Source organism: Brevundimonas sp. P7753 (assembly GCF_013386595.1).
GTDB lineage: Bacteria > Pseudomonadota > Alphaproteobacteria > Caulobacterales > Caulobacteraceae > Brevundimonas > Brevundimonas bullata.
On the sequence record NZ_JACARP010000002.1, the window covers coordinates 36,185 to 49,041 of the forward strand.

Sequence of the window (12,857 nt, forward strand, 5' to 3'; positions counted from 1 at the left end):
CTCACCCCAGCGACAGGCGCACCAGGTTCTCGTCGCCGCGCAGACATTCCGGTCCCGGCTCATCGCGGATCGACACGCCCGCCGCAACCAACTGGGCGCGGAAGGTCTCGCCCGCGTTTGGCGGCGGCTCCTGCCCTTCGGCCACGGCGGCGCCCGGCGCAGGGCGGCAGTCGCGCACCGCCGGACTGGCCCGCCAGCGCGCCAGGGCCCAGACAGCCCGCGCTCTTGCGCCCGCGTCGCCCAGATCGACCACGGACAGCGCCTGCACCGGCGGCGTGACCCAGACGTCCACGCCTTGAAAGCGTCCCCGCAGCCCCGCCTCCAGGGCATAGGCGCTGGCCAGATCGAGCCCGGCGTCGGGCCGCAGGAGGACGATGGCGCGACGCCCCTCGGCATCGACCATGACCGCGTCGGTGGCGAAGGGGACGGCGTCGGACAGGCGGGTGCGCAGGGTCGCGGTCGGATCGGGGCTCGAGCCTGTGCTGGCCTGGACCGCGCGCGAGGCCGCCTGGGGATCGGCTACGACGATCTGATCCAGGGTCGCCGTCACCGGCGTATGCAGGGCCGCCGACAGCCGGTCCTGAAGCTGCTTTTGAGCATCCGGGACCAGCTTGCGCGTGCTGACCAGGGTCGAGACGGTGACGCCCTTGCCCTCGCTGCGCGCGTCCAGAAGGGTGACGCGCGAATCCGCCCCGGCGAAGATGTCGGCGACCGCCGTCCGGGTCTCAGCCGTGGCCTGGCTCTCCAGCCCAATCGCGCGCAACGAGATCACCAGCGGGATCGACAGCAGGACAAAGACCGCCAGCACGGCGAGACCCCGCCACGGCGAGGGCCGCTCCCTCAACCGGGGGCGGAAGCCATAGAAGCCCGCCGTCAGCGTCGCCGACAGGGCGATGGCCACCAGGTTGGTCATGAACAGGTAGAAGGCCCCCACCGAGATCGACAGGTCCCCCGTGCCGATGCCGAACCCCACCGTGGCCACCGGCGGCATCAGGGCCGTGGCGATGGCCACCCCGATAATGGTCTCGCCGCGCTGGCGGATCACGGCATAGGCCCCGGCTACGCCTGAGAAGACGGCGATCAGCAGGTCGAAGAAGTTGGGCCGGGTCCGCGCCAGAATCTCGCTGGTCGGCTCCTTCAGCGGCGACAGCAGGGTCAGCAGGATGGCCACCGTCAGGGCCACCGCCATGCCGACCGCCAGACAGGTCAGCGACTGCTTCAGCCGACGCCAGTCCAGCAGGGCCAGCGAAAAGCCCAGAGCCACGATCGGCCCCATCATCGGCGACACCAGCATGGCCCCGATGACCACGGCCGGCGACGACAGCATCAGCCCCAGGGCCGCGATGGCCGCCGAGATCACCGTCATCATCAGATAACGACCGCTCAAGCCCCCGTTGTCGTAGACCGAGGCCTCGACCGCCTCCCGGTCGACCCCCCGCCGGGCCGCGGCCAGCAAACGGCGCAGATAGCTGCGCGTTTCACGGACCGGATCGGCGGCTGCAGTCATGGCGACACCCTGTTCCTTGAAACAGAATGGGCCGCCGCGACGAAGTCCGTCAATCGCCGCCGCCGCCCCCGTCGGACCCGCCGCAATCGGCGCCCGGCGCGCAGTGGCTGCTGCTCGATGTCGAAGCGCCGCCGTCCGACACGATTGGGGAACCGTCAGCCGTCTTCTTGTCGTTCTGCGCCTTCCGATGGCCGACCCCCATCAGGGCCACGCCCAGCCCCGCCCCGACGGCCACGCCCAGCGACAGGCCCAGCGCCAGGTTGTCGACGGCCTTGCCGAAAACGACCCCGATCGCCAGTCCGACGCCGATCCCGATCGGCAGAAAGGCCGCGCTCTTGTTGCTCATGATCAAATCCCCTCGCTTGAAATGACACGCTAGCATCGCGCTCCGGGGAATCAGGCCTTAAATAGGCGTCATGAGCACGCCCCGTACTGTCCGCCTCGCCGTCATCGGTTCCGGTCCCGCCGGCTGGACCGCCGCCATCTATGCCGCCCGCGCCTCGCTGAACCCGGTGGTCATCGCCGGTCTGCAGCCCGGCGGCCAGCTGACCATCACCACGGATGTCGAGAACTATCCCGGCTTCGCCGAGACCATCCAGGGTCCCTGGCTGATGGAGCAGATGCAGGCCCAGGCCGAGCACGTCGGCACCGAGGTCATCCACGACATCGTGGTCAAGGCCGACCTGTCGCAGCGCCCCTTCCGCCTGACGCTCGACAGCGGCACGGAGCTTCTGGCAGAAACCGTCATCATCTCGACCGGCGCCCAGGCCAAGTGGCTGGGTCTGGAAAGCGAGCAGAAGTATCAGGGCTTCGGCGTCTCGGCCTGCGCCACCTGCGACGGCTTCTTCTATCGCGGCAAGCAGGTCGTGGTGGTCGGCGGCGGCAACACCGCGGTCGAAGAGGCCCTGTTCCTGACCAACTTCGCCGAGAAGGTCACGGTCATCCACCGCAAGGCCGAGTTCCGCGCCGAGAAGATTTTGCAGGACCGCCTGTTCGCCCACCCCAAGATCGAGGTGATCTGGGACGTGGCCGTCGATGAAATCCTCGGCGTCGTCGACGGCGTGGCGCGCAACGTCACCGGCGTGCGCCTGAAGAACGTCAAGACCGGCGATCTGTCGGAAATCCCCGCTGACGGCGTCTTCATCGCCATCGGCCACGCCCCGTCTTCGGAGCTGTTCGCCGGCCAGCTGGAGATCAACTCCGGCGGCTATCTGCGGGTCAAGCCGGGCACGGCCTCGACCGCCATCGAGGGGGTCTATGCGGCGGGCGACGTGACCGACGACGTCTATCGCCAGGCCGTCACCGCCGCCGGCATGGGCTGCATGGCCGCGCTGGAAGCCTCGCGTTTCCTAGCCGAGGAAGACCACAAGGCCGCCCACAACCCCATCAGCCACGCCGAAGCCGAGAAGATCGGCGCCTGGTAGGTCTAAAGGCGAGGGCTACGGCCCTCGCCGCAAGCCTCTAGTTGAAAACCTGCAACTCGGGCGGCGCGTAAAGCGTGGGCTCGCCTTTGCGACGCTGCAGGGCGTATTCGACCGCGCTTTGAATCGCATAGTCGTCCGTCGGCTTGGGCAGAACGCCGACCGCGCCGGCCACGCCGTGGCGCACCATGCCGGGATTGGCGGTCATGAACAGCACGGTGATGCCCCGCTCCTGTCCCAGTTCGCGACCCAGCTCAATCCCCGTCGGTCCGTCCGACAGATGGATGTCCACCAGCGCCAGATCCACCTCGGATTCACGCACAAGATCGAGCGCCGTAGGCGCATCCGCAGCCAGCCCCACGACCTGGTACCCCAGGTCCAGCAGGGCGAACTTCAGCTCCATCGCCACAAGCGCCTCGTCCTCGATGATCAGAATACGCGCGGACATACTACCTTCCTGACTACTCCAGTTCGGCTCGGACTGCAGGGGAGCGCAGACCTCATGCCGTTTTCAACGCCGCCCTGCGACGCGACAAGGCCGTCGCGGGCAGGTCAGCCTTCACCACCAAACCCTCTGCCAGCCACAGACGTTCCAACCGGCCGCCCAACTGGCCTTCGACCGACAGCGTCGACAGGGTCGTGCCAAAGCCGGCGCGCGTCGGCGCGCCCGTCACCGGCGGGCCGCCATGCTCGCGCCAGACCAGGATGAATCGATCATCCGCCTTGCGCGTCTCCAGCGTCACCCAGCCGTCAGGGTCGGACAGGGCGCCGTACTTGGCGGCGTTGGTCGCCATCTCATGGAACAAAAGGGCCACCGAGGTCGCCGCCTGGTCGTCGAACACGGCATCGTCGCCGCTCAGCAGCACGCGGGGCGCGCCCTGAACCCCGGTGTAGGGCCGGAACATCGCCTCGAGAAAGGCATGCAAGGTCATGGTGCCGACGCTCGGCGCCGAGATTTCCGTGTGCGGGCGCACGAACTCATGCGCCCGGGCCAGGGCGTTGATGCGCGTCCGCAACGACTGCGAAAACGCCTTGGCTTCCGGATGCTGCCGCGCCGACAGGGCGACCAGGGCGGACACCACGGCGAAGATGTTCTTGATCCGGTGGCTCAGCTCCTGGCTGACCAGTTCCTTGCCGCGCTCGATCTGCTTCAGGTCGTCGATGTCGGTGCAGGTGCCGAACCAGCGCACGATCTCGCCCTCGTCGTCCCGCACCGCCGTCGCCCGTCCCAGGGTCCAGCGATAGAGGCCGTCGTGGCGACGCAGCCTGTATTCGATCTCATAAGGCTCGCCGGTGGCGAGGGACTCGCGCCAGACCTCCCAGGCGCGTTCCCGATCCTCAGGATGAAACAGGTCGCTCCAACCTGCGCCGTCGGTCGATCCCGGTCTCGTCCCGGTGAACTCGTGCCAGCGCGCGTTGAAGTAGTCGTGGAAGCCGTCGGCGCGCGTGGACCAGACCATCTGCGGCATAGAATCCGCCAGGGCGTCGAACCGCGCATTGCCCGCCCGCTCGCGCGCCAGACCGCGCCGCAGATCCAGCAGGGTCATGACCTGACTGGCCATCACCTCCAGGGCCCGCAACTGTACGGGCGTCAGGCCCTCGGGACGCGGGACCACATCCAGAACGCACAGCGTGCCCAGGGGCGCGCCGTCCTCGCTCTTCAACAGCACCCCTGCATAGAAGCGAAAGCCCCCCTCGGCCGTGACCAGGGGATTGCAGGCGAACCGCGCATCCTTGCGCGCGTCGGGCACCACCAGACGGTCGGCTTCCAGTAGGGCGTGGCGACAGAAGGAGGTTTCCAGCGGCGTCTCGCGCACGCCCAGCCCGACCTCGGCCTTGAACCACTGCCGCTCAGCGTCGATAAGATTGACGACGGCCACCGGGGTTTCGCACAGGCTGGCGGCCAGCTCGACGATGTCGTCAAAGGCCGGCTCGCGATCCGTGTCGAGAATGCCCGTCGCCCGCAACGCCTTCAGGCGGTCCGCTTCGGTCCATGTAGACGAGCTGGCGTCAATCAAGCGTTCAATCCGGATAACCTTTCAGCGGGCCAACAGAAATGCGTGAAGCGATAAGTCGTTGCAGTAACCCACGCCTCAGGCCGCCGGCTTGCCGACTTCCTCCACCGCCATGGCGGTGACGCCGGGGGGCGGCGGCGCGACCGCGACGGCGGGCGCCGCCTCATAGGCTTTCAGCCGCTCGTTGATGGCGGCGATCTCTTCCTTACTGGCCTGACGACGGCCGCCCAGGCTGGCGATGCCGACGACGCGGGTCTGGCCGTCGATCTCGACGGTGCGCAGCTGGTTCGGCGTGGCGCCGGCCAGGGCCTCCTCGACGCTGTCGGCGGCCAGCAGGATGCGGGGTCGGGCGAAGCGAGCCTCGTCGATGACCGGCTCGCGGCCCGCCGACCTCTGGACGAAGGCTTTGCTTTCGCCCGGCGCGCCCTTCCAGCGATAGAAGATGTGCGCCCCGACCTGGGTGATCTTGGCCAGGGTCGGCGACCACCAGGGGTGGACGTAGTCGGCGTGATAGTGGGTCGCGGTGCCCACGCGCGTCGCCACATGGCCGGCCAGGGCGCGCTCGGCCACGCGGGCGGCGCGGGACCATGCCCAGGGGATGGGGGCGCGGCTCAGCGCGCCGTCGCAGGTGAAGCTGAACTGGCAGCCGGTGGTCCGCTCGGCGCCCTGATAGACGACGCCGCAGACCGTGTTGGGATAGTTGGGATCGCGCACCCGGTTCAGCACGACCTGAGCCACGCCCTCCTGACCCTCGCTCGGCTCCAGCGCCGCCTCGTAATAGACGGCCTGGGTCAGGCAGCGCAGGGCGCGCCTGCGGTCGGCCTCGGTGGCGGGGCGAAGGTCGAAGGGCTTGGCGGGTTGCAGGGCGCCGAAGGCGGCGGGCATGGCCGCATTCAGCTGCTGGGCCGCGACGCCCGAGACGCCGGCGTCCAGCGACGGCTTGCCGCCCAGGCTCAGGCTCTCCCAACCCGGCGTGAGGCCATAGAGCTCGGGCTGGTTCAACCCCGGATCAAAGCGCCGGGCGATCGCAAGCTGACCGGGGTCCAGCCGCGCCATGATCAGTTTCAGGCCGTTCGGGGTCAGGTCGCCGCCCGTGGCGCGGGCCACGGCCTCGGCGGTGCGATCCAGATCAGGGCGCACGCTGGAGCTGGCCGACATGGCCAGGCCCATGACCGCCAGACTGACAGCAGCGACCATGGGCGCCGCGGCCAGGGCCTGACGTCCGGTCGTCTTCAGCTGCGGCAGTCGGCCTTTCAGCATCCAGCGTCCCAATCCAGCGTCTCATGTGCGGCGCTGGCGAGCGCCGGAGGGTGATCCTGTGACCGCCCAATCCGGCGCTTTTCAGGCCCGAAGATTACCGTTCCGTGAGGGGCAGGCCGGGAGCCTGATTCACGGCGTCAAAGGAACCGCCAGGCGATCCCTCCTCAGCAGACCAGGCTCTAACGCTCGCCGAGGCTGGAACGCAGCATCCACGCGGCCTTTTCGTGCGCCGCCAGACGCTGGGTCATCAGATCGACGCTGGCCTCGTCGCCCACCTTGTCGGCGGCGTCCAGGGCCGCGCGGGCCGTGGCGATCAGCACGCCGTGGTCCTTGATCAGCTCCTTGAGCATGGCGCCGGCGTCTTTTTCAGGATCGCCGTCCTTGATCGAGGTCAGGTTGGCGAAGGCCGAGGCGCTCTGCGGGGCCAACTCGCCCAGGGCGCGGATGCGCTCGGCGATGTCGTCCAGCGAGGTCCAGATCTCGGTATACTGCTGCTCCAGCAGCTTGTGCAGGCTGAAGAACTCCGGCCCCCGGACGTTCCAGTGATAGCCGTGCGTCTTCTGATAGACGGCGAAGCTGTCAGCCAGGACCTTGGACAGCTCCTGCGCGACGTCGCCGCGTTCCTTGGGTTTCAGGCCGGTGTCGATGGAGGCGGTCATGTCTGCTCCTGATGCGTGACGAACGAAATATCCAGCTCTGCAGTTAGGTCTTTTCGCGCCGCAGCCAAGGGGCGGCGACGACCTGGGCAGATGAATCTTCGCTGTGCCTAACGCTGAGGATGCCGGAGCGTTGCAACAGGATGCCTTCTCCCCTTGCGGGAGAAGGCGGTCGGTCAGGGCCGAATGAGGGGTTTCGCCACGGCGGACGTGGGCTGCGGTTTCAACATCGCGCACCCCCTCATCCGTTCGCCTTCGCCGTCCTCCTTCTCCCGCAAGGGAGAAGGATTTTGGAGGTCTTAGCGCTGACGCGCCTTGCGGGCGGCGTAGCGGGCGTCGCGTGCGGCCTTCTGCTCTTCCTTGGTCAGCTGCTTGCGCTCCTTGCGGGCGGCGCGCTTGGCGGCGTCGACTTCTTCCTGGGCTTCCATTTCAGCAGCCAGACGGGCGGCTTCCTTCTCGGCCTTCTCGCGGCGCTGTTCAGCCTTCTCCAGCTCGAACTGCTGGCGCAGGGCTTCCTTCTCGGCGGCGCGCTTGAGGGCCAGCTTCTCGAACTCAGGATCCTGGACCGTCGGCTTGGGCTTGAACTTGGCCAGCAGCGCCTTCTTGGCCTCTTGCTGGGCGGTGATGCGGTCGTTGAAGCCGGTTTGTTTGAGGTCTCGCATGCGTAGAGGCGGTCTTCCTTGAAACTCTGATGAGGGGCGACGCCGATCCATGGCGGCCCGGCGGGCGTGCAGATGCGCGAACGGCCCGGCGCGCTGCCAAAGCGGAATCCAGCGCAGAAATCAAGCTCTGCAGCCGTTTCAGGCCCTCAAACACGCAAATTAGGGCCAAGATCGCATCCAGAGCGCCAAATGGGCGCTTGCGGCGCCGCCGGCAAGCGACGCCGCAGGCCGTCGATCAGTTCGGCTTGTCGATGTGGCCGACGGCGGCGCCGGCCGCGCCGCCGACCGCTGCTCCGACCGGCCCGGCCACCACGGCGCCGGCGATGGCGCCGGTAGCCGCCTTCTGCTCGACCGTATGTCCGCAGGCGGAAAGCGCCAGGGCCGACACCCCCAGGGCGAGAAGGGCGGCGACGCGGATCGAAGAACGGGTCATCAGGCGGAGAACTCCTTGAAATGGTTGAGCTTGCAACGCCCTCACGACCAAAGAGTTCCCTTCTCAGGCGAGACTCATCGGACCAAGTAAAGCCGACCCTTCGAATAGCGTTTAGGCCGCAAACGGCCGCGGTTCGAAATCATCGACGCGTATCCGAATACAGATTCGGTGAGATGTGCTGAAGCAATGACACAAGCTCCTCATAGATCGCCGAACCGCCTGCTGTAGAGGCGCGACGGATTGCTGCATCGCAGCGATAACTAGCGAATCAAACACATTGAGGTCATAAACAGATGGCTTAAGGCCCGCCTTCCGGAGGTCGGCCGTTCGTCGATCTCTGGTCCGGAGCCAGTTCGCGACGCGTCATGTCGCCTGGGTTCGTTGAGTACAGGGGCGGCATCCTCGCCCTGCTGAACAGGACTACGCCTTTGAGTTTCTCCTCGCAGACGCGTGCGCTGATGCACGCCGCCCAATCTGTTCGCCTGCGCCCCAAGACGGCGGCTGCGGCGTTCGGCGGCGTTGTCAGTCTTGCCGTCGGTGGAGCCTATCTGGGCGGCGTCGCCGCCCAGGCTTCAACCGTTCGCGCCCAAGCTGAACGCCTCCACGGCGCCGGCTCCGAGGGCTATACCCAGGAAGCCATGGCCGCCGCGGCCGGCGGCCTGGACGCCAGCGCCCTGGCCATCGCCGATCGTCACGATCCCTATTCAGTCGCCGGCGCCGCCCAGCGCGACCGCCAGGCGGAGCTGCTGACCGCCCGCCTGGAAGAGTCCCAGAACGGCCTGCGTCGCGCCGACCTGACCAACCCCGCCGCCAAGCCTTTCCGCATGGGCAGCGCCCTGGACCAATCGCGCGACCTCGATTGCCTGACCAAGGCCGCCTATTACGAAGCGCGCGGCGAAGGCTCGGACGGCATGAAGGCCGTGGCCCAGGTGGTGCTGAACCGCGCCCGCCATCCCTCCTTCCCCAACACGGTCTGCGCCGTGGTCTACCAAGGCTCGAACCGCAGCACCGGCTGCCAGTTCAGCTTCACCTGCAACGGCGCCATGCGCGGGGCGGTCAACCGCGCCGCCTGGAACCGCGCCCACGACGTGGCCTCCAAGGCCCTGTCGGGTCAAGTCTATGCGCCCGTCGGCAACGCCACCCATTTCCACACCACCGGCGTGTCGCCCCGCTGGCGTCACAGCCTGGTCAAGGTGAACCAGGTCGGCAACCACCTGTTCTACCGCTTCGGCGGACGGTCGGGTTCCAGCGACGCCTTCCGCTATACGCCGCGTCCCTCGACCGGCGCCGAAACGCCGCGCATGATCCAGGCCAGCCTCAAGACCGAGACCTCCACCGGCCCCGTGCCCTACAACCAGATCGCGTCGGAAACCGCCGTCGCCGGCTGATCGCCCGGCGACGGACCGCGCTTAGCGGCCCTGCGTCTTCCACTGCGGCGTCAGGTTCTGCTTCAGGTTGCCGTAGCGGCCCTGTTGACCCGTGTTGACGTCCGCGTCGCCCGGCTGACCCGACTGGACGCCGGTGGCGAGATCGCGGCGATCCGCCATATCCTGAACCGAGCGCGCGCCGTGATCGGCGAAGCTGCGCTGTTCCTTGGGCACGGACGGGGACTTGGTCATGGCGGGCTCCTTTCACCCAAATGAAACGAGCCTCGGCGCAAGGGTGTTCCCGGCCCGCTTCTTGCTGCGAGCCGGACCGAACGCCCCAGACGTCCCGGAAGCCGCCGCATGACCCTGACCTCCGCCGCCTCCCCCCTTGCCTCCAAGACCCGCGGCGGCGCGCTGGACGCCCTGCGCTTCGTCGCCGCCCTGTTCGTGGTGGTGTTCCATTTCGGGGACACGGCGCCGATCCCGCTGCAATCGATGCACGGCTTTCTGGGGCGCGGCTATCTGGCCACCGACTTCTTCCTGATCCTGTCAGGCTTCGTCCTGGCCAAGGCCTATGGGGCGGGCGTCGCCAGCGGCAAGGTGTCCCTGGCGCGGTTCTGGCTGAAACGGCTGGCGCGCTGCTACCCCACCCACATCATCACCCTGGCCATGCTGGTCGTCATGGTGCTGGTCGCAGGGGCGGTGGGAATTCAGGCGACCAACGAGGGCCGCTTCGACCTGGCCGGCCTGCCCGCCCAGATCCTGCTGCTGCACGCCTTCGGCCTCGGCGGCGGTCACTGGAACATTCCCAGCTGGACCATCTCGACCCTGCTGATCTGCTACGCCTTCTTCCCCATGCTGTGGCGCGCCATGCTGAGGATCAACAGCGTCTGGATCAGCCTGGGGCTGGCCGTCGCCATCATCATCGGCTCCAACGCCCTCAGCCTAGCCCTGCTGGGTCAGCAGCAGTTCAGCCTACCCTATCAGTGGTGCATGTTCCGCGCCGCCCCTCTGTTCCTGGCCGGCCTGGCTCTGGCCCGGGCGGTTCAGACTGGGCGCTGGACCGGCGGCGCGGCGCGCATCGTGGGCTTTGGCGGCGGCGCGGTCCTGCTGGTCAACGCCTGGATGGTCGGACCCGACCTGGTCAACGTCCTGGCCATCTGCGCCATCATCATCGGCTGCGGCGCCTCGCCAGTGACCAAGCCCATCCCCGGCGCCGAATGGGGCGCCAAGGTCAGCTTCTGCCTGTTCATGGTCCACACCATCACTGGGGGCGTCTGGTTCGACGTGGTCGAGCCCCTGGCCGCCCGCCTGCACCCCGCGATCGAGAGCGTGGCCTGGGAGGCCTGGGCCATGTGGTTCGGCGCCCTGGTCTTCACCGTGATCGCCTCGGACCTCTACAACCGCGTCATCGACGAGCCGATCCAGCAATGGATCGGCCGCAAGTGGTTCGCCCGCCCGGCTATTTCGCGTCCAGACCCACGTCCAGCTGCGGAACAGAATGCGTAAGGGCGCCGACCGAGATCACGTCCACCCCGGTCGCGGCGATGCCCGCCACCGTCGTCAGGTTGACCCCGCCTGAGGCCTCCAGCGTCACCGGACCGAAGGCGCTGGCCTTCACCCGACGCACGGCCTCCTCCAGATCGGCCAGGCTGAAGTTGTCCAGCATGATGACGTCCGGGCGCTCGGCCAGGACCTCGTCCAGCTGATCCAGACCGTCGACCTCGACCTCGACCTTCATCAGGTGCGGGGCGAAGGCCTTGGCGCGGCGCACCGCCTCGCCCGCCCCGCCGCAGACGGCGACGTGATTGTCCTTGATCAGGATGGCGTCATCCAGACCGAAGCGATGGTTCAGCCCGCCGCCGCAAGCCACCGCGTGCTTCTCCAGCGCGCGCAGGCCCGGCGTGGTCTTGCGGGTGTCGGCGATACGGGCGCTGGTCCCCGCCACGGCCTGGACATAGGTCCGCGTCAGGGTCGCGATGCCGCACATCCGGCCCAGCAGGTTCAGCGCCGTCCGCTCCGCCGCCAGGAGGGCGCGGGCGTTGGCCTCGACCGCGACCAGGACGGTCCCGGCCTCAAAGGCCTCGCCGTCCGCGACCTTGATCGTCACCGTCGCGGACGGGTCCATCGCATGGACCGCGATCCGCACCACGGCGCCGCACGCCATCACGCCCGCCTGACGCGCGGCGAAGACGGCGCTGAAGCGCGCGCCCTCGGGGATGCAGGCCTGAGCGGTCACGTCGCCGACGCGGCCCAGATCCTCGGCCAGGGCCATCCGCACGACGGGTTCGATCAGCAGGTCCGGCAGGGTTCGGGTCATGATCTCAACGTCTCTCATTATTCGCCGTCATCCCGGGACGCGCAGCGGACCCGGGACCCAGACGGTCAGACTATCTCAACCGCCTGGGTTCCGGCTCGCGCCTGCGGCGCGTCCGGAATGACGGAAGAATGGGTCATGCGGGTGTGCAGGGCCGTCGGCAGGCTGTCGGGATGGTCGGCGCGGAAATGCCCGCCCCGGCTCTCGCGCCGGTTCAGCGCGCCCTCGGCGATCAGCCGGGCGGCGGTCAGGACCACAGCCTCGGGATGCGCCTTCGCCAGCCGGTCGATCACCGCCATCAGGGCGCTCAGCCCTTCTTCGTCGCGCACCACGCCCGCGAGTCGGGTCATGGCGGCGCGCAGTTCGGCCATGGCGTCCGGCGGCAAGTCTTGTGAGGCCCGCGTCGGCTTCAGCGTCGCCTTCGGCGGCTGCACCTCCTGCGCCGCCGCCCGCCCGGCGCGCCGCCCAAAGGCGCCCGCTTCCAGCAGGGAGTTGGAGGCCAGACGGTTGGCGCCGTGCACCCCCGTCGCCGCGCATTCCCCGATGGCGTAGAGGCCCGGAACCGTGGTCCGTCCCTCGTCGTCGGCGACGATGCCACCCATGTGATAGTGGGCCGCCGCCGCCACCGGAATGGGGCTGACGCGCGGGTCCAGCCCGGCGCGCATACAGGCGGCGAACACCGCCGGAAACTCGTGCGGGAAAGCCTCGCCGACCGCCTGGGTCGCGTCCAGAAACGCCCCGCGCCCATCGGCCCTTGCGGCGTGCACCGCCCGCGCCACGATGTCGCGCGGGGCCAGATCGGCGTCGGGGTGGTCGCCCAGCAGATAGGCGCCGCTCCCGTCGACCAGCCGCGCCCCCTCCCCGCGCAGGGCCTCGGTCGCCAGCGGCGCCGGGTCGAGACCTACATCGATGGCGGTGGGATGGAACTGCACGAACTCCGGGTCGAGGATTTCAGCCCCCGCCATATAGGCCAGGGCCAGTCCCTCGCCGCGCAGGGCCGAGGGGTTGGTCGTCACCTCATACAGGCCGCCGACGCCCCCGGTGGCCAGGACCACGGCGGGGGCAAAGACCTCGTCCACCCGCCCGGCGGAGCGTTCGATCAAGGCCCCGCGCACCCGACCGTCCGCGTCCTGGATCAGGCCGCGCAGCCGTCCGTCTTCCCAGATCTCGATATGTTTGGAGGCCCTCGCGGCGGCCACCACCGCCGACAGAATGGCCC

General features: G+C 68.6%; 14 protein-coding genes. 3 read left to right on the forward strand and 11 right to left on the reverse strand.

Going from position 1 to position 12,857, the window contains the following annotated elements:
* Nucleotide 1: 1 nt before the first annotated feature.
* Together HX774_RS00445 and HX774_RS00450 are read right to left on the reverse strand one after the other, a co-directional pair.
* Nucleotides 2-1,507, reverse strand: a complete 1,506-nt coding sequence (locus tag HX774_RS00445; protein WP_178823273.1) for a TIGR00341 family protein — start codon at nucleotides 1,505-1,507, stop codon at nucleotides 2-4.
* 49 nt (nucleotides 1,508-1,556) lie between these two features.
* Nucleotides 1,557-1,853 (reverse strand): hypothetical protein, encoded by a 297-nt coding sequence (locus HX774_RS00450; RefSeq protein WP_178823201.1) that lies wholly within the window; start codon nucleotides 1,851-1,853, stop codon nucleotides 1,557-1,559.
* A gap of 70 nt (nucleotides 1,854-1,923) precedes the next feature.
* On the opposite strand from HX774_RS00450, the gene trxB reads away from it, so the two are divergent.
* On the forward strand, nucleotides 1,924-2,931 hold the full coding sequence (gene trxB / locus HX774_RS00455) for a thioredoxin-disulfide reductase (RefSeq protein ID WP_178823275.1): 1,008 nt from the start codon (nucleotides 1,924-1,926) through the stop codon (nucleotides 2,929-2,931).
* A 37-nt stretch (nucleotides 2,932-2,968) separates the two neighbouring features.
* Here the strand turns inward: trxB and HX774_RS00460 are convergent, their stop codons facing one another.
* The 6 genes from HX774_RS00460 to HX774_RS00485 form a co-directional block, all read right to left on the reverse strand.
* Entirely contained in the window at nucleotides 2,969-3,376 is a 408-nt protein-coding gene (locus HX774_RS00460; protein WP_178823277.1) for a response regulator, read from the reverse strand.
* Nucleotides 3,377-3,428: 52 nt separating this feature from the next.
* Nucleotides 3,429-4,946: a sensor histidine kinase gene (locus tag HX774_RS00465; protein WP_218650187.1), complete on the reverse strand. Its 1,518-nt coding sequence runs from the start codon at nucleotides 4,944-4,946 to the stop codon at nucleotides 3,429-3,431.
* Nucleotides 4,947-5,021: 75 nt separating this feature from the next.
* Nucleotides 5,022-6,203 (reverse strand): cell wall hydrolase, encoded by a 1,182-nt coding sequence (locus tag HX774_RS00470; protein ID WP_178823279.1) that lies wholly within the window; start codon nucleotides 6,201-6,203, stop codon nucleotides 5,022-5,024.
* A gap of 179 nt (nucleotides 6,204-6,382) precedes the next feature.
* Complete coding sequence (locus HX774_RS00475) at nucleotides 6,383-6,862, reverse strand: Dps family protein (RefSeq protein WP_178823281.1); 480 nt, start codon at nucleotides 6,860-6,862, stop codon at nucleotides 6,383-6,385.
* Nucleotides 6,863-7,158: 296 nt separating this feature from the next.
* Nucleotides 7,159-7,521 carry a DUF6481 family protein gene (locus HX774_RS00480; RefSeq protein ID WP_114815809.1) on the reverse strand — a complete coding sequence of 121 codons (363 nt, stop codon included), beginning with the start codon at nucleotides 7,519-7,521 and terminating at the stop codon, nucleotides 7,159-7,161.
* Nucleotides 7,522-7,756: 235 nt separating this feature from the next.
* The gene (locus tag HX774_RS00485) at nucleotides 7,757-7,954 is read right to left on the reverse strand and encodes a hypothetical protein (protein ID WP_178823282.1); all 198 of its coding nucleotides are present in this window, start codon (nucleotides 7,952-7,954) and stop codon (nucleotides 7,757-7,759) included.
* A 428-nt stretch (nucleotides 7,955-8,382) separates the two neighbouring features.
* Here HX774_RS00485 and HX774_RS00490 point away from each other — a divergent pair, with 428 nt between their 5' ends.
* Nucleotides 8,383-9,342, forward strand: a complete 960-nt coding sequence (locus HX774_RS00490) for a cell wall hydrolase (RefSeq protein WP_255499810.1) — start codon at nucleotides 8,383-8,385, stop codon at nucleotides 9,340-9,342.
* A gap of 21 nt (nucleotides 9,343-9,363) precedes the next feature.
* Here the strand turns inward: HX774_RS00490 and HX774_RS00495 are convergent, their stop codons facing one another.
* A complete protein-coding gene (locus HX774_RS00495; protein ID WP_178823284.1) occupies nucleotides 9,364-9,573 on the reverse strand; it encodes a hypothetical protein in 210 nt (69 codons plus the stop codon).
* 108 nt (nucleotides 9,574-9,681) lie between these two features.
* Here HX774_RS00495 and HX774_RS00500 point away from each other — a divergent pair, with 108 nt between their 5' ends.
* A complete protein-coding gene (locus tag HX774_RS00500) occupies nucleotides 9,682-10,830 on the forward strand; it encodes an acyltransferase (protein WP_178823286.1) in 1,149 nt (382 codons plus the stop codon).
* On the opposite strand, the gene nadC is transcribed toward HX774_RS00500, so the two are convergent.
* A complete protein-coding gene (gene nadC / locus HX774_RS00505; protein ID WP_178823288.1) occupies nucleotides 10,784-11,641 on the reverse strand; it encodes a carboxylating nicotinate-nucleotide diphosphorylase in 858 nt (285 codons plus the stop codon). The genes HX774_RS00500 and nadC overlap by 47 nt on opposite strands.
* A 65-nt stretch (nucleotides 11,642-11,706) precedes the next feature.
* Nucleotides 11,707-12,857, reverse strand: a 1,151-nt coding sequence (locus tag HX774_RS00510) for an FAD-binding protein (RefSeq protein WP_178823290.1), incomplete at its 5' end; no start/stop codon positions are given.